15 protein-coding genes are annotated in these 16,528 nt (G+C 73.0%); all 15 read right to left on the reverse strand.

The features are described 5' to 3' along the window. Nucleotides 1-16 precede the first annotated feature (16 nt). The 15 genes from ACUP6Y_RS13715 to ACUP6Y_RS13785 all read right to left on the reverse strand — a co-directional run bounded on the left by ACUP6Y_RS13715 (nucleotide 17) and on the right by ACUP6Y_RS13785 (nucleotide 16,524). On the reverse strand, nucleotides 17-802 hold the full coding sequence (locus ACUP6Y_RS13715; RefSeq protein WP_462551288.1) for a DivIVA domain-containing protein: 786 nt from the start codon (nucleotides 800-802) through the stop codon (nucleotides 17-19). 120 nt (nucleotides 803-922) lie between these two features. Then, nucleotides 923-1,216: a YggT family protein gene (locus ACUP6Y_RS13720; protein ID WP_462551289.1), complete on the reverse strand. Its 294-nt coding sequence runs from the start codon at nucleotides 1,214-1,216 to the stop codon at nucleotides 923-925. A gap of 146 nt (nucleotides 1,217-1,362) precedes the next feature. Continuing rightward, nucleotides 1,363-1,875 (reverse strand): cell division protein SepF, encoded by a 513-nt coding sequence (locus ACUP6Y_RS13725; protein WP_462551290.1) that lies wholly within the window; start codon nucleotides 1,873-1,875, stop codon nucleotides 1,363-1,365. A 58-nt stretch (nucleotides 1,876-1,933) separates the two neighbouring features. Continuing rightward, nucleotides 1,934-2,638 (reverse strand): YggS family pyridoxal phosphate-dependent enzyme, encoded by a 705-nt coding sequence (locus tag ACUP6Y_RS13730; protein WP_462551291.1) that lies wholly within the window; start codon nucleotides 2,636-2,638, stop codon nucleotides 1,934-1,936. Further along, nucleotides 2,635-3,177, reverse strand: a complete 543-nt coding sequence (gene pgeF / locus ACUP6Y_RS13735; protein WP_462556730.1) for a peptidoglycan editing factor PgeF — start codon at nucleotides 3,175-3,177, stop codon at nucleotides 2,635-2,637. The genes ACUP6Y_RS13730 and pgeF overlap by 4 nt, the downstream gene beginning before the upstream one ends. Nucleotides 3,178-3,326: 149 nt before the next feature. Then, complete coding sequence (gene ftsZ, locus ACUP6Y_RS13740; RefSeq protein ID WP_462551292.1) at nucleotides 3,327-4,520, reverse strand: cell division protein FtsZ; 1,194 nt, start codon at nucleotides 4,518-4,520, stop codon at nucleotides 3,327-3,329. A gap of 305 nt (nucleotides 4,521-4,825) precedes the next feature. After that, nucleotides 4,826-5,569, reverse strand: a complete 744-nt coding sequence (locus ACUP6Y_RS13745; protein WP_462551293.1) for a cell division protein FtsQ/DivIB — start codon at nucleotides 5,567-5,569, stop codon at nucleotides 4,826-4,828. Further along, nucleotides 5,556-6,968, reverse strand: a complete 1,413-nt coding sequence (murC, locus tag ACUP6Y_RS13750) for a UDP-N-acetylmuramate--L-alanine ligase (RefSeq protein ID WP_462551294.1) — start codon at nucleotides 6,966-6,968, stop codon at nucleotides 5,556-5,558. Before murC ends, ACUP6Y_RS13745 begins: the two co-directional genes overlap by 14 nt. Then, nucleotides 6,965-8,059 carry an undecaprenyldiphospho-muramoylpentapeptide beta-N-acetylglucosaminyltransferase gene (gene murG, locus ACUP6Y_RS13755; protein WP_462551295.1) on the reverse strand — a complete coding sequence of 365 codons (1,095 nt, stop codon included), beginning with the start codon at nucleotides 8,057-8,059 and terminating at the stop codon, nucleotides 6,965-6,967. The genes murC and murG overlap by 4 nt, the downstream gene beginning before the upstream one ends. Nucleotides 8,060-8,084: 25 nt before the next feature. Beyond that, nucleotides 8,085-9,428 carry a putative lipid II flippase FtsW gene (ftsW, locus tag ACUP6Y_RS13760; RefSeq protein WP_462551296.1) on the reverse strand — a complete coding sequence of 448 codons (1,344 nt, stop codon included), beginning with the start codon at nucleotides 9,426-9,428 and terminating at the stop codon, nucleotides 8,085-8,087. Beyond that, nucleotides 9,344-10,804, reverse strand: coding sequence for a UDP-N-acetylmuramoyl-L-alanine--D-glutamate ligase (gene murD, locus ACUP6Y_RS13765; RefSeq protein WP_462551297.1), 1,461 nt, complete (start codon nucleotides 10,802-10,804; stop codon nucleotides 9,344-9,346). Before murD ends, ftsW begins: the two co-directional genes overlap by 85 nt. Beyond that, a complete protein-coding gene (gene mraY, locus ACUP6Y_RS13770; protein WP_462551298.1) occupies nucleotides 10,804-11,874 on the reverse strand; it encodes a phospho-N-acetylmuramoyl-pentapeptide-transferase in 1,071 nt (356 codons plus the stop codon). Before mraY ends, murD begins: the two co-directional genes overlap by 1 nt. Beyond that, complete coding sequence (locus ACUP6Y_RS13775) at nucleotides 11,871-13,232, reverse strand: UDP-N-acetylmuramoyl-tripeptide--D-alanyl-D-alanine ligase (RefSeq protein ID WP_462551299.1); 1,362 nt, start codon at nucleotides 13,230-13,232, stop codon at nucleotides 11,871-11,873. The genes mraY and ACUP6Y_RS13775 overlap by 4 nt, the downstream gene beginning before the upstream one ends. Then, a complete protein-coding gene (locus ACUP6Y_RS13780; protein ID WP_462551300.1) occupies nucleotides 13,229-14,740 on the reverse strand; it encodes a UDP-N-acetylmuramoyl-L-alanyl-D-glutamate--2,6-diaminopimelate ligase in 1,512 nt (503 codons plus the stop codon). Before ACUP6Y_RS13780 ends, ACUP6Y_RS13775 begins: the two co-directional genes overlap by 4 nt. Continuing rightward, complete coding sequence (locus ACUP6Y_RS13785; RefSeq protein WP_462551301.1) at nucleotides 14,737-16,524, reverse strand: peptidoglycan D,D-transpeptidase FtsI family protein; 1,788 nt, start codon at nucleotides 16,522-16,524, stop codon at nucleotides 14,737-14,739. The genes ACUP6Y_RS13780 and ACUP6Y_RS13785 overlap by 4 nt, the downstream gene beginning before the upstream one ends. Nucleotides 16,525-16,528 lie beyond the last annotated feature (4 nt).

Here is a 16,528-nt window from a genome sequence, read left to right on the forward strand (position 1 = left end):
GAGCGAGCGCGCAGGCTCAGCCCTCTTCCTCGCCGAGGATGGAGCGCAGCCGCTTGGGGGCCGGGGCCTCCTCGACCGGCGCCAGGGTGTCGCCCGGCGCCTGCAGCGACTCGAGCTGCTGGGTGAAGTAGCTCTTGAGACGCGAGCGGTACTCGCGCTCGAAGGAGCGCAGCGTCTCGACCTCGGCGGAGAGCTTGTCGCGCTCCTTCTCGAGGTCGCCGAAGAGCTGGGTACGACGCTCGGCGGTCTCGGCGTCGAGCATCTCGGCGCGGGTGCGGGCGTCGGACTCGAGGCGGTCGGCCTTGACCTTGGCCTCGGAGGCGAGGCGGTCGGACTTGGTGCGGGCCTCACCGACGATCTTGTCGGCCTCGTTCTTGGCGTCCTCGACGAGCTCGTCGGCATTGCGCGTGGCGATCTCGAGGAGACGCGCCGCGGCGTTGGAGGCCTCGGGCACGGTCTCGACCCGGATCGTCTGGACGCCACCGGTGGCGGCGGGGGCCGCGACGGGGGCCGCCTGGACGGGCTCGACGGGCACGGGGGCCGCGACGGGCGCGGGAGCCGGGGGCTCGGGGAGGCTCTCGGGCACCGGCGCCAGCTGGGTCGGAGCGTCGAAGGTCGCCGACGACGATCCGGCCTGCGCGGCGGCGAGCTTCGCGCGGAGGTCGTCGTTCTCCTGGGTCAGGCGGGCGAGCTCAGCCTCGACCTCGTCGAGGAACTGGTCGACCTCGCCCATGTCGTAGCCCTCGCGCAGCCGAACCGGCGTAAAGCGCTTGTTGCTCACGTCCTCAGGCGTCAGGGGCATGACCTCACCAATCTATAAGAAAGAATGTCGACGGTATGTCTTCACGAACCATAGCGCCTGAACGGACGAAGACGGCATCCGCGGTCCGCCACTGGCGTCACAGCAGTATCACGGGGTCGATCACAGAAGCAGGGTGCGGCGGTTCACCTCGAGCAGGACGTAGGCCAGGATCATCACGAGGATGAAGCTGATGTCCAGCGCGAAGTTTCCGATCCGGATCGGCTTGATCACCTTGCGCAGACCTTTGATCGGCGGATCGGTCGCGGTGTAGGCCAGCTCCAGGAAGACCAGGACCGGACCCCGCGGCTCCCAGGCCCGAGCGAACACCTGCACCCAGTCGGTGATGAAGCGCACCCACAGGAACGCGATGAAGGCGAACAGCACGCCTTCGATGATCCAGCCGACGATCGTCACGGCATCAACCTATCGCCCGTCCACCAGCCACGCGCCCGCGCCCACGGCGATCGTCTTGCCGCCAGGCCGACGCAACCACCTACGGGACTCGACGGCGTGCGCGGCAGCGTGTCAAGCGAAGCGCCGACACGCTCGCGCCATCCGACTCAGCTCTGGTTGAAGAAGCCGTCGGCCGCGATGGCCTGCTTGTCCTCGGCCGCGACGGTGACGTTGGGCGGCGAGAGCAGGAACACCTTGTTGGTCACCCGCTCGATGCTGCCCCGAGTGGCGAAGATCAGCCCCGCCGCGAAGTCGACCAGGCGCTTGGCGTCGGCGTCGTCCATCTCGGTGAGATTCATGATCACCGGCGTGCCCTCGCGGTACTCCTCGCCGATCGAGCGCGCCTCGTTGTAGGTGGTCGGGTGCAGGGTCGTGATCCGGGAGAGCTCGGCGACGACGGGCTGCGGAGCGACCGCGACGGGTCGGCGACGCTCCTCGAGGTCGGCGACGGTGCCGGACGGCACGGCGCGCACGGGGCGCTCCTGGCGCGGCTCGCGGGCCTCCCGGCCGCGCGCGGGCTCGGCCGCCTCGTCGCCGTACTCGTCGTAGCCGGCCTCGTCATAGCCGGTGTCCTCCAGCAGGCCGAGGTACTCACCGATCCTGCGCATCGCACCGCTCATGACTGTTGCCTCCGTGATCCGCGTCCCCGACGGGGAACGACTGGTGGTGTTGTGGACATTACTGGACCGCGGGCCTGGTTCCGAGGACCGCGGAGCCGATGCGTACGTGTGTCGCGCCGACCGTGATCGCGGCCTCCAGGTCGCCGCTCATCCCGGCCGACAGGAGCGTCGCGTCGGGGTGGCGGGACAGGAAGTCGGCGCGGATCCCGGCCAGCCGGGCGAAGGCCAGCGCCGGGTCGTCGTCGAGCGGCGCGACGGCCATCAGGCCTCGCAGCCGCAGCTCCGGAGTGCGCGCGACCTCGTCGGCGAGGGCCGCCAGGGCGGCGGGGTCGGCGCCGGCGCGGTGGTCGCGTCCCGGCGGGTCGAGGCTGGCCTGGAGCAGGACGTCGACGACGCGTCCCGCGTCCGCGGCGCCGCGGGCCAGCCGCGGGACCAGGGCGAGCCGGTCGACCGACTCGACCACGTCGGCGTACCGCGCCACGGCGGCGGCCTTGTTGGACTGCAGCCCGCCGATGAAGTGCCAGCGCAAGCCGAGATCGGCGCACGCGGCCGCCTTGGCCTCCGCCTCCTGGTGGCGGTTCTCCCCCACGTCGGTGACCCCGAGGCCGGCGAGCAGGCGGACGTCGGAGGCTGGGAAGTACTTGGTGACCACGACCAGCGCGATGTCGTCGGCGGACCGCCCGGCATCGGCTGCGGCGCGCGCGATCCGGTCGTGGACGGCGGCCAGGCCGGTGCGCAGCTGGTCGGCGCGCTCGGTGCTCATGAGAGCCACACCAGCCCGGCGAAGCGACCGGCGGCGGCGCCGTCGCGACGGTACGACGGGAACCGCTCGTCCTCGCGGGTGCAGCCTCCCACCGTGGTGAGCGCAACGCCCGCCGCGGCGAGCTGGGCGACGACACCGGCCCCCAGGTCGAGCGCGGGGGTGCCCCAGCCGGTCTCGGCGTACGTCTGCGGGACGCGGGCGGCGACCTCGTCGCGCATCGCGGCGGGGACCTCGTAGCACCGCCCGCAGATGTGGGGGCCGACCCAGGCGCGCAGGTCGGTGGCGCCGAGCGCGCGCAGCTGCTCGACGGTGCGGGTGACGACGTCGAGCTCGACCCCGCGGCGGCCGGCGTGGGCGACGCCCACGACACCGGCGCCGGGGTCGGCGAGGACCACCGGGACGCAGTCGGCGACCCGGACCATCAGCGCGACCCCGCGTGCGGCGGTGACCAGGCCGTCGGCCTCCGGCGCACCCCCGTCGGCGGACTCGACGGTCGCGACCTCGTCGCCGTGGACCTGGTGCGCCCAGGCGACGGGCATGTCGAGCGCGTCGGTGAGCCCGGCCACCGCGTCGGCGAAGCCGGCACCGTCCTTCAGGTCGAGCGAGGCGTCCGTGAACGCGACCGCGACCCGGCCGCCGCGGGTGCGGGCCGGGTCGAGGTCGGTCGTCTCACGGAAGGCGAACACGGTCACTTCAGGAAGTCGGGCACGTCCAGGTCGTCGCCGTCGTCGAACTGCATCGGCGCCGGCGTGGTGCGGGCACCCACGGGCTGCGGCTCGGCGGGCGTCGCGGGCGCCTCCCGGGTCTGGGCGGGCTGGGCGGGCTGGGTCGGGGCCTGCTGCGTGTGCTGGGCGGGCGCCGTACGCGCGGGAGCCGGGGTGGCCGGCGCCTGCTGGGCCGGCCGGCGTACCGCCGTCTCGTCGCGACGCTTGGGCAGGCCGCCGTCGAAGCCGGCGGCGATGACGGTCACCCGGACCTCGTCGCCGAGCGCGTCGTCGATGATCGTGCCGAAGATGATGTTGGCGTCCTCGTGCACCGCGTCGGCCACCATCGCGGCGGCCTCGTTGATCTCGAAGATGCCGAGGTCGGAGCCACCGGCGATCGAGAGCAGGACCCCGTGGGCACCGTCGATCGAGGCCTCGAGCAGCGGGCTGCTGATCGCCATCTCGGCGGCGGCCAGCGCACGGTCCTCGCCGCGGGCCGAGCCGATGCCCATGAGGGCGGACCCGGCGTTGCTCATGACCGCCTTGACGTCGGCGAAGTCGACGTTGATCAGGCCCGGGGTGGTGATCAGGTCGGTGATGCCGGAGACACCCTGCAGCAGTACCTGGTCGGCCTGCTTGAACGCGTCGAGCATCGACACGTTGCGGTCCGAGATCTGCAGCAGCCGGTCGTTCGGGATGACGATGAGGGTGTCGACCTCCTCGCGGAGACGCTCGATGCCCTCGTCGGCGGACTTCTTGCGGCGGGCGCCCTCGAAGGTGAACGGACGGGTCACCACACCGATGGTCAGCGCGCCGAGCGAGCGGGCGATCCGGGCGACGACGGGCGCGCCGCCCGTACCGGTGCCACCGCCCTCGCCCGCGGTCACGAAGACCATGTCGGCGCCCTTGAGCACCTCCTCGATCTCCTCCGCGTGGTCCTCGGCGGCCTTGCCACCCACGTCGGGGTTCGCGCCGGCGCCGAGGCCGCGGGTCAGCTCGCGGCCGATGTCGAGCTTCACGTCGGCGTCGCTCATCAGCAGCGCCTGGGCGTCGGTGTTGATGGCGATGAACTCGACGCCCTTGAGGCCGACCTCGATCATCCGGTTGACGGCGTTGACGCCGCCCCCGCCGATCCCGACGACCTTGATGATGGCCAGGTAGTTCTGTGCAGCTGCCACGGCGATGCGCCTCCTATAGGCGTGAGGTCCGTTTCGAATGTGTCCGTTCACCGACGAAGGCGGCCGGACCGCTTCCCCGTGGCCAGCCGGCGTGTCGCCACAACCCTTACCCTCAACCTGAGGGTTATAGTTATGTCAACCTCGTCGTGGTCATGACAGTAGGTACCTCGGCGTACGCGATCGTGGAGACACGCCGGACCCCGGGTTGGAATCGCCGCTGAGGAGGCGAAACTTGCGCCTACTGACCGTTGCGACAGTCAGTAGGTGCATGAACCACCGCTGAGGAGGTGATTCCCGCAGGCCGATCAGCTGGTGGTCGGAGCCCCGGGGACGGAGACGTCGTAGACCTGGGCCTTGCGGTTGAGCAGCCCGAGCAGCACCGCGGCCTTGTCCTCGGCCTGCTCGGCGCTCCCCCACCGCACCAGCCGCCCGTCACGCAGGTGGAGGTCGATCTCGTCGACGGTGCGGACCTCGACGTAGTCGACCAGCTCGGTGACCGCGGGGTCGAGGGCCACGACGACGGCCGCGCCCTCGGCGAGGGCGTCGCCGTCGGCGCCGGGGCCGACCTTGACCCGCGGCAGGCCGTCGGGGGCCTTGGTGAGGGTGCCGAAGGCGACGCCGCCGGCGTCGAGGTTGGTGAGCCGGTCACCGCGGTCGAGGACGGCGACGGGGGTGCGCTCGACGATCTCGATCCGGACGTCGTGGGGCCAGGTGCGGGACACGTCGACGGTCTTGACCGTCGCCAGGGACCTCAGGCGCAGCTCGATCCGGTGCAGGTCGACGGTCGCGAGCGGCCCGCCGAGGGGGACGTCGGCGGTGGCGAGCACCTGCTTCTCGGTGAGCTGCGCGTTGCCGACCACCTGCACCCCGTCGGCGCGCAGCCAGGAGGAGAAGTAGATCGCGTACACGCCGAAGCCGACCGCGCCGACGAGCAGCACGGCGGCCAGGAGGTAGCGCCAGGTCAGCCGGCGGCGGGCGCGCTGGCGCCGGGCGAAGGCGCGGCGCATCCGGTCCTGCGGGCTCGGCGCCGTGCCCCTACCCCTCGCCATCGCCCCGCGTCCGGTCGGTCGCTTCGCTCCCCCGTGGCGTCGCCTCCGCGAGCGCGGCGACCACCTGGGGCGCCAGCGTGGTCACGTCTCCGGCACCGAGGGTGAGCACCAGGTCGCCGGGGCGGGCCACCCCCACCAGCGCCGGTACGACGTCGGCGCGGTCGGCCGCGAACCGGACCCGGTCGGCGGCGAGCGGCACGGCGCCGGCCACCAGCGCGCCGGTGACCTCCGGGTCGGGATCCTCGCGGGCGACGTACACGTCCATCACGACGACCTCGTCGGCGGCGCCGAGCTCGCGGCCCATCTCCACGCCGAAGATGCGGGTGCGGGAGACGAGATGGGGCTGGAAGCACACGATCAGCCGGCCGGAGCCGACCAGGGAGCGCGCCGCCTCGAGGTCGCCGCGGATCTCGCTGGGGTGGTGGGCGTAGGAGTCGTAGACCCGCACTCCCCCGGCCGAGCCGATCGGCTCCATCCGACGCTTGGCGCCTTGATGCTGGGCGAGACCGCGGACCAGGGCGGCGGGGTCGAGGCCGAGCTCGAGGCCGACGGCGAGGGCGAGCAGGGCGTCCTGGGCGTAGTGGCGGCCGGGGACGGCGAGCTCGACGGCGCCGAGGTCCACGCCGTCGTACGACACCCGGAACCGGGTGCGCCCGCCGTCGACGACCAGGTCGTGACCGCGCAGCCGGGCCCCGTCGGAGAAGCCGACGGTGCGGGTGGCGAGGTCGGCGCGGTCGGTGAGGGTGACCGAGGCGCGCGCGGCGAACTCGGCGAAGGCGGCCTCGTAGGCCGCCGCGGTGCCCCAGTGGTCGAGGTGGTCGGCGTCGACATTGGTGACCACGGCGATCCGAGGGGTGTAGACGAGGAAGGCGCCGTCGGACTCGTCGGCCTCGACGACGGCGACCGGGCTGGTGCCGAGACGGGCGTTGGTGCCGAGCGCGTCGACCTCGGCGCCGATCGCGAAGGTGAGGTCGAGGCCGGCCTCGCGCAGGGCCATCACGGTCATCGCGGTGGTCGTGGTCTTGCCGTGGGTGCCGGCGACGGCCACCACGTCGCGCCCCGCCAGCACCGACTGCAGCCCGGCGGAGCGGGGCCACAGCCGCAGGCCGCGCGCGAGCGCCGCGACGATCTCCGGGTTGTCCTCGCGCGCCGCGGTGGTGGCGATGACGGTGTCGACGTCGTCGAGGTGGGCGGCGTCGTGGCCGACGTGGACGGTGATGCCCTCGGCCCGCAGCGCGCGGACGACGGCCGAGTCGTGGGCGTCACTGCCGCTGACGGGTACGCCGGCCTGGTGCATCAGCCGCGCGATGCCGGACAGCCCGGCACCGCCGATGCCCACGAGGTGGACGCGACCGAGCCGGTCGGCCGGAAGGATCTCGTCGGGGACGGGGATCTTCACCGGGGCGCCCCGGCCGCCTCGACGATGATCCGGGCCAGCCGGTCGTCGGCGTCGCGCGGGACCAGATCGGACGCCGCGGCCCCCATCCGGGCGAGCCGGCGGGCGTCGGTGGCCAGGGCGGGCACCGCGTCGGCGACGTAGTCGGCGGTGAAGGCGGCGTCGTCCACCAGCAGCGCTCCCCCGGCGTCGACGACGGGGCGCGCGTTGAGCGCCTGCTCGCCGTTGCCGATCGGCAACGGGACGAAGATCGCGGGCGTGCCGGTCGCCGCGGCCTCGACGACGCTGGAGGCACCGGAGCGGCAGACCATCACGTCGGCGGCGGCGAGGGCGAGGTCCATCCGCTCGACGAACGGCACCGCGACGTACGGCACGCCGGTCGGGACCGGCTCGCTCCAGCTCGGGTCGCTCGCGCCGTTGGGGCCGATCACGTGCAGCACCTGGACGCCCGCCGAGGCGAGCGCCGCGGCGGCACCGCTGACCGCCTGGTTGAGCCGGCGCGCGCCCTGCGAGCCGCCGGTGACGACGAGCGTCGGCAGGTCGGGGTCGAGGCCGAAGAAGGCGCGGGCCTCCGCGCGCAGGGCCGCCCGGTCGAGGGTGGAGATCATCCGGCGGATCGGCAGGCCGACGTACTCCGCCTTCCGCAGCGGGGTGTCGGGGAAGCTCACCGCGACCCGGCCGGCGATCCGGGCGCCGACCTTGTTGGCGATGCCGGGCAGGGCGTTCTGCTCATGCACGACGAGGGGCAGCTTCCTCCGGCGCGCGGCGACGTACGCCGGCATGGACACGTAGCCGCCGTAGCCGACGACCACGTCGGGGCGGACCTCGTCGACCACCTCGAGCGCGGCCTTGACCGCGCCGCGCAACCGCGACGGCACGAGCGCCAGGTCCTTGCCGGGCCGGCGCGGCAGCGGGACGGGCGGGACCAGGCGCAGCGGGTAGCCGGCCGCGGGCACGACCTTGTTCTCCAGGCCGCGCGGCGTGCCGAGGCAGGTGATCTCGGCGTCCGGGTCGAGGCGGCGCAGGGCGTCCGCGGTCGCGAGCAGCGGAGAGGTGTGCCCCGCCGTGCCCCCGCCGGCCAGAAGAATCCTCACGCGGCAGAACCTATCGCGCGGCCACTCAGGCGCTCAGCCCGGCCGAACGGGCCCGCCGGCGCTGGGCGAGCGCGCGGGCTGCCGCGGGCTCGCGGCGCGCGAACCCGATCACCAGGCCGAGAGCGCTCAGCGTCGGCAGCAGGCTGGAGCCGCCGTAGGACACGAGCGGCAGCGGGATGCCGATGACGGGCAGCAGAGCCAGCACCATGCCGACGTTGATGATCATCTGGCACAGCAGCCAGACCACGATGCCGAAGGTGCAGTAGCGCACGAAGGGCCGCTGGGTCTCGCGTGCGACCCGGACGCCGGCGTACGCCAGCACCAGGAACAGGCCGATCACGAGCAGGGTGCCGACCAGGCCGAGCTCCTCGCCGAGCACGGCGAAGATGAAGTCGGTGTGGGCCTCCGGCAGCTGGCCCCACTTCTGCTGGCTGGCGCCGATGCCCTCGCCGAGCACGCCGCCGCTGGCCATGGCGTAGAGGCCGTGGGCGGGCTGCCAGCCGGTGCCGTGGTAGTCCTTGAACGGGTCGGCGAAGTTGGCGATGCGGGCCAGGCGCGTGGGCGAGGTCGCGGCCAGCCCGAGGGCGGCCACGCTGACCACGGCGAAGACCATGCCGAACAGCCGCGCGGGGGCGCCGACCACCCAGAGCATGGCGACGAGCAGCGCGAAGAAGACGAGCGCCGTGCCGAGGTCCTTGCCGAGCACGACCAGGCCGGTGGCCACCGCCATGCCCGGGACGACCGGCACCAGCATCTGGTGCAGGTTGCCGAGACGGCGCTCCTTGTTGGCATAGATGTTGCTGGCCCAGATGATCAGCGAGAGCTTGGCGATCTCCGAGGGCTGGATCTGCAGCGGCCCGAGCACCAGCCAGTTCGTGTTGCCGTTGACCTCCTTGCCGGCGAAGGCGGTCACGAAGAGCAGCGCCAGCGATACGGCGAAGGCGGGGTACGACAGCCGGCGCACCCAGCGCTCGGAGACCCGCGAGGCGATGAAGGCGCACGGGACGCCGATCAGCACCCACATCATCTGGCGGCGCACGATCGTGTAGGAGTCGCCGGTCTCGCGGTAGGCCCGCACGCTGGACGCGCTCAGCACCATGATCAGGCCGATGACGAGCAGCAGCGCGGTGGCGCCGAGCAGCAGGTAGTACGTCGTCAGCGGGCGGTCCAGCGCCTCCTTGAGGGCACTCAGCCAGCCCGGCCGCCGGGTCCGGGCGCGGAAGCCCAGACGGAGCCGCAGACGCTCGGGGTTGGCGGTGGTGATGTCGCTCCCCCTTGCTCTGCTCAGCCGCTGACGTGTTCCCGCACCGCCGTGGCGAACGCGTCGCCCCGCGCGGCGTAGTCGGTGAACTGGTCCATGGACGCGCATCCCGGCGCCAGCAGGACGGTGTCGCCCGGCTGGGCGGCCTCGGCTGCTGCTGCGACGACGCGCCTCATCAGGTCGAGCTCTCCGACGGCTCCAGTCTCAGGGGTGTCCACCTCGATCACCGGCACATCGGGTGCGTGTCGCGAAAGCGCCTGCGCGATCACCGCGCGGTCGCGGCCGATCAGGACGACGGCCCGCAGCTGCGAGCCGACCGAGGTGACCAGGTCGTCGAAGGCCGCGCCCTTCGCGAGCCCGCCGGCGACCCATACGACCGGCGCGAAGGCGGCCAGCGACGAGGCGGCGGCGTGCGGGTTGGTCGCCTTGGAGTCGTCGACCCAGGTCCGCTCGTCGTGCTCGGCGACCACGGCGATCCGGTGGCCGTCGGGACGGAAGGCCCGCAGCCCGTCGCGTACGGCGGCCTGGCTGATGCCGTGCGCCCGCGCGAGCGCCGCGGCGGCGAGCGCGTTGGCCACGAAGTGCGGCGCGCGCGAGGCGAGGTCCTCGAGCGTGCACAGCTCGGCGGCGCTGGTGGCGCGCTCCTCGATGAACGCCCGGTCGACGAGGATGTCCTCGACCACGCCGAGCATCCCGGCGGCCGGCGTACCGAGGGTGAAGCCGATCGCCCGGGCGCCCTCGACCACGTCGGCCTCGCGGACCAGCTCCTCGGTGCGCGGATCCGCGACGTTGTAGACGCACGCGCGCTGGACGTTCTCGTAGACCCGGCCCTTGTCGCGGGCGTAGTCGTCCATCGAGTCGTACCAGTCGAGGTGGTCCTCGGCGACGTTGAGCACGACCGCGCTCTCGGCCGAGAGGGAGTCGGTGTAGTGCAGCTGGAAGCTGGACAGCTCGACCGCGATGACGTCGTACGGCTCGGGGTCCATGACCGCCTCGGTCAGTGGCAGACCGACGTTGCCGGCCGCGACGCTGCGCAGGCCCGCGGCGCGCAGGATGCTGTCGAGCATCTGCACGGTGGTGGTCTTGCCGTTGGTGCCGGTGACGCACAGCCAGGGCGCCGGATGCGCGGGGTCGCGCAGCCGCCAGGCCAGCTCGACCTCGCCCCAGACCGGGATCCCCCGCTCGCGCGCCGCCAGGATGATCGGGGCGTCGGGCCGGAAGCCGGGCGAGACGACGAGCACGTCGGCCGGGTCGGGCAGGGTCGCGGTCGCGCCCTCGTGGACCTCGATGGTCGCGCCGAGCACCTCGAGCAGCTCGGCGCGCTCCAGGATCCTCGGGCTCACCGACTCGGCGACGGCATGCACGCACGCGCCGAGGTGGAGCAGGTTGTCGACGGCCGCGGCGCCGCTGGTGCCGAAGCCGGCGACGACGGCCCGCACGCCCTCCCAGGAGTCGGCGCGGCCCAGCTGGTTGACATCAGACATTACAGGCGGGAGACCCATTCGGCATAGAAGATCCCGAGGCCGGTGGCGACGAAGAGGCCGGTGATGATCCAGAACCGGATCACGACGGTCACCTGCTCCCAGCCGAGCATCTCGAAGTGGTGGTGGATGGGCGCCATCCGGAAGATCCGGCGGCCCTTGGTGAGCTTGAAGAAGCCGACCTGCATCATCACCGACACCGTCTCGAGCACGAACAGGCCGCCGAGGATGACCAGGAGCAGCTCGGTGCGGGTGAGGATCGCGAACCCGGCCAGCGCGCTGCCGAGCGCGAGCGAGCCGGTGTCGCCCATGAAGATCTTGGCCGGCGAGGCGTTCCACCACAAGAAGCCGAAGCAGGCGCCGGTGATCGCCGCGGCGATGATCGCCAGGTCGAGGGGGTCGCGCACGTTGTAGCAGGTGGCACTGGGCTCCTCCTGGCAGAACTGGTTGCTCTGCCAGATGTTGACCAGCGTGTAGGCGCCGAAGACCATCACCGAGGCGCCCGCGGCCAGGCCGTCGAGCCCGTCGGTGAGGTTGACCGCGTTGCTGAAGCCCGCCACGAACAGCCAGATCAGCAGGATCGCGAGGATCATCGGCAGCGCGAACCAGTCGAGCTCGCGCAGGAAGGAGACCTTCTCGCTGGCCGGGGTACGGCCGTGGGAGTCCTCGAGCATCGGCGAGAGCGCGAGCCAGCCGAAGGCCAGGGCGATCACGGTCTGACCGGCCATCTTGGCCTTGCTGCGCAGGCCCAGGCTGCGCTGCTTGTAGATCTTGATGAAGTCGTCGAGGAAGCCGACCAGGCCCATGCCGACGAACAGGAACAGCAGCAGCAGCGCCGAGGCGCTCGGGGCGGTGAGCGTGATCGCCTTGGCCGCGAAGTAGCCGATCACCGCGGCCAGGATGATGACCACCCCGCCCATGGTCGGCGTGCCGCGCTTGGTGTGGTGGCTGGTCGGGCCGTCCTCGCGGATCTCCTGGCCGTAGCCCAGCTTGGTGAACGCGTTGATCGCCACCCGGGTGCCGAGCAGCGAGATCAGCAGGGCGATGCCACCGCCGAGCAGGATCGCTCTCACGACGTCGCCTCCTCCAAGATCGCCTCCGCCACGACTTCCAAGGCGGCGCCGCGCGACGCCTTGACGAGGACGACGTCCTCCGCCCCGGCATTCTGCCGCACCCAGGCCGCCGCTTCCTGCCGCCCTGCCGTGACGATCACCTCACCGGCGCCGGTTCGGGCGCCCTCGGCGATCCCGGAGGCGGCCGCGCCGACCACCACGACCACGTCGACGCCGAGGCGGGCGGCGTCCGCGCCGACGGCGCGATGTCCGGAGTCGTGCTCGTCGCCCAGCTCGCGCATCTCCCCCAGGACCGCGACGGTACGCCGAGCGCGGGACCCGCCGACGGCCACGAGCGCCTCCAGGGCGGCCCGCATGGAGTCCGGGTTGGCGTTGTAGGCGTCGTTGATCACGGTCAGCCCGTCGGCCCGCCTGGTCACCTCCATCCGCCACCGCGACGCGGGGATCGCCGCCGACAGCGCCCGGGCGACGTCGGCGAGCGGGAAGCCGACGGCCAGCGCCATCGCGGCCGCCGCGGCGGCGTTGAGGACCTGGTGCGGGCCGGTCTGGAGCAGCTGCACGGCCGCCGACTCGCCGTCGTGCTCCAGCAGGAGACCCGGCCGGCCCAGCTCGTCGAGGCGGACGTCGCGCCAGCGCAGGTCGGCGGACTCCCCGAAGGTGACGACCTGCGCTCGGGTGCGTGCGGCCATGGCGGCGACCAGCGGGTCGTCGGCGTTGAGCACGGCGGTGCCCTCGACCGGGAGCGCCTCGACCAGCTCGCCCTTGGCCCGCGCGATCTGGTCTCGGCCGCCGAACTCGCCGACGTGGGCGGTGCCGACGTTGAGCACGGCCGCGACCGACGGCGGCGCGATGTCACACAGGTAGGACAGGTGGCCGACGCCGCGCGCGCCCATCTCGACGACGAGGAAGCGGGTGCCGGCGTCGGCGCGCAGCACGGTGAGGGGCACGCCGAGCTCGTTGTTGTTGTTGGCGGCGGTCGCCACCACCGCGGCATCGCCGGCGAGGGTGCGCAGCACGGCGGCGAGGTAGTCCTTGGTGCCGGTCTTGCCCTGCGAGCCGGTCATCGCGAGCACGGCGACGTCGAGCCGGTCGAGCACGTGGCGGGCCAGCCGGCCCAGCGCGGCCACCGGGTCGGCCACCACCACCGTCGGTGCCGTCGTCGGGCGGCTGCCCAGCACGGCATGGGCGCCGTCCGCGTAGTCGTGGCCGTCGACCCGCTCCCCCACCACCGCGACGAAGAGCCCGTCGGCGAGGGGGGCGCGGCTGTCGACGTACGCCGGCGCGGCCACGGTGACGTCGGCGCCGTGGAGGGTGCCGCCGACGACGTCGGCGAGCACCGAGAGCGGGAGCGGGATCACCCGTCACCACCCGGCAGCTCCGCGAGCAGTGCCCGGACCACCTCGCGGTCGTCGAACGGATGGACCACACCGGCGACCTCCTGGCCGGCCTCGTGTCCCTTGCCCGCGACCAGGACGACGTCGCCCGGCCCGGCGGTGCGCAGCGCGGTGGCGATGGCCTCGCGCCGGTCGCCGATCTCGGCGACCTCGGCCGTGCCGGCGCGGGCACCCGCGAGCACCTCGGCCCGGATCGCGGCCGGGTCCTCGGTGCGCGGGTTGTCGTCGGTCACGACCACCAGGTCGGCCAGCTCGCCGGCGATCGCGCCCATGACGGGGCGCTTCCCGCGGTCGCGATCCCCTCCGGCGCCGATCACGACGACCAGCCTGCCACGGGTGAGCGGGCGCAGGGTCCGCAGCACGGCGTCGACGGCATCGGGCTTGTGGGCGTAGTCGACCACGACGGTCAGGTCGCGGCCCGTCTCGATCCGCTCCAGCCGGCCCGGTACGCCGCCCGCGCGGCCGAGTCCGTCGGCGACCTGCCGCGGGTCGAAGCCCGCCTCGGCCGCCGCGGCGATCGCGGCCAGCGCGTTGGCGACGTTGAACTCTCCCGCCAGCGGCACCGCGGCACCGATGGTGACTCCGTCAGGACCGCGGACCGTGAACGTCGAGCCGTCAGGACGCTGCTCGACGTCGGAGACGGTCCAGTCGGCGTCGCCCCGCACCGCGTAGGTGCGCACCGGGATCGGTGCCTGCGCCACCAGCCGCCGGCCATGCTCGTCGTCGACGCAGACCAGGCCCAGCCGGGCGTGCTCGGGGGTGAACAGCATGGCCTTGGCGGCGAAGTAGCCCTCGACGTCGGCGTGGAAGTCGAGGTGGTCGCGGCCCAGGTTCGTGAAGACCGCGACGTCGAAGACCACGCCGTCGACGCGGCCCATGACCAGCGCATGGCTGGAGACCTCCATCGCGCAGGCGGTGACGTCGAGCTCGCGCATCCGCGCGAACAGGCCGTGTAGGTCGGGCGCCTCCGGAGTGGTGAGGGCGGTCTTGACCTCCTCGCCGGCGATCCGGGTGCCGACGGTGCCGATCACGGCGCTGCGCACCCCGGCGGCGAGCAGGCCGCCGTCGAGCAGCCGGGTCACCGTGGTCTTGCCCTGGGTGCCGGTGACGCCGATGGTGCGCAGCGCGGCCGCCGGGTGCCCGTAGACGATCGCGGCGACCGCCCCCAGGACCTGGCGCGGGTCCGCCACCACGAGGGCCGGCAGCCCGGTCGCCGCGCCCAGGGCCGCGCCCTCGGCGTCGGTGAGCAGCGCGACCGCGCCGGACGCCGCGGCCTGCTCGGCGAAGGTGGCGCCGTGGGCGCGCGAGCCCGGCAGCGCGGCGTACAGGTCGCCGGGTCGCACCCGGCGCGAGTCGAGGGTCATCCCGCGCACCTCGACGCCGGGAGCCGCCGGAGCCAGGCCCAGCGCCCGGGCGACGGTGTCGAGGGACGTCAGCGGCGGGTGGTCGGGGCGGGTGGTCGGGGTGCTCACCACTCGACCGGCGTCTGGTTGGGCTTCGTGCCCGTGGGAGCGACGCCGTAGCGGCGCAGGGCGTGGCTCATCAGCTTGGCGAACGCCGGACCGGCCACGCTGCCACCGCCGCTGCCGGCGCGCGGGTTGTGGACCACCACGTAGATGGTGAACCGCGGGTCGTCGGCCGGCGCGAAGCCCGCGAACGACACGGTCAGGCTGCCGTCGTAGCGGCCGTCGACGACCCGCTGCGCGGTGCCGGTCTTGCCGGCGACGCGGTAGCCCGGGACCGCCGCCTTCGGCGCGACGCCGGCGTCGGGGTCGACCACGCGCTCCATCATCAGCATCGTCTCGTGGGCGGCGTCGGCGCTGATCACCCGCTCGCTGGTGGCCACGTCGGTGCCGACCGCGGTGCCGTCGTCGGTGAGCGCCTGGCCCTTGACCAGGCTCGGGGCGACCCGGACCCCGCCGTTGGCGATGGTGTTGACGGCGGCGACCATCTGCACCGCGTTGACCGACAGGGACTGGCCGAACGCGATGCGGTCGTCGACCTGCGAGGTCCAGGCTGCGCCCTGCGGCAGCAGGCCGCGGGTCTCGCCGCCCAGGCCGATCCCGGTCCGGGAGCCGAGGCCGAACCGGGTGAGGTAGCCGCGCAGCTGGCCGGGCTTGAACTGGTCGGCGGCGAGCACGGTGCCGACGTTCGAGGACTTGGCCAGGATGCCGGCCAGGGTGAGCTTGAGGGTGCCGTGGTCCCAGTAGTCGCCGATCGGCCGGTCCTGCCGGTTCAGCTGGCCGGGCACCTTGAAGCGCTGCTCCTTGAAGGCCAGCCCCGCGTCGACCAGGGAGCTGATCGTGAGCACCTTCTCCACCGAGCCGGGCTCGTAGACGTCGGTGAGCGCCGAGGACTTGTAGAGCTCCTTCGGGTAGCTGCCCGGGTCGGAGGCGTCGTACGTCGGGTAGTCGGCCAGCGCCAGCAGCTCCCCGGTCTTGGTGTCCTCGATCACCGCGATGCCGGACTCGCCGCCCGACTTCTGCACGGTCTGCTGGAGCACCCGCTGCGTGTAGTACTGCAGGTCGCGGTCGATGGTCAGGGTCAGGTTCTTGCCGTCGACCGCCGGGGTGACGGTGTTGTCGCCGAGGGGGATCTGGTTGCCGGCGCCGACCTCGTAGCGGGCCTCGCCGTCCTTGCCCGACAGGTAGGTGTTGAAGGAGTCCTCGAGCCCGGCGAGGCCGATGATCGCGGCGTCCTTGCCCTTCTTGCCGTTCTCGCCGAGGAAGCCGACCAGGTTGGCCGCCACGGTGTGGTTCGGGTAGACCCGCAGCGGGTCCCGCTCGGTCATCAGGCCGGCGAAGGGGCGGCCCTTGTCGTCCTGGAACCTCTCCTGGATGTCGGCGACGACCTTCTCGGCCTTGCTCGCGGGCACCTGGCGGGCGATGTACTGGAACCGGCTGCCCTCAACCCGCAGCTTGCGCAGCGTCTCGAAGTAGTCGACGCCGAGCCGCTTCGACAAGATCGTGGCCAGCTCGGGCGCCACCCGCGCGGTCACCTTGGGGTCGGCGACGATCATCCGGCCGTCGACGGTGTCGGCCATCGACTCGCCGTTGCGGTCCACGATCTCCCCACGGGTCGCGGGCAGGGTGACGCGCACCTGGCCCTCGGCGGCGGCCATCTGGGCGTACGACTGCGGGTCGATGCCCTGCAGCTGCACCAGTCGCGCGGCGAACACCGAGAGCACGATCGCGATGAGCACGAACCCGATCTGCATCCGGCGGTGCGGCAGACGGTCCGGGACGGGGCGGCTCACGGAT

The organism is Nocardioides sp. S5-5 (assembly GCF_054954065.1).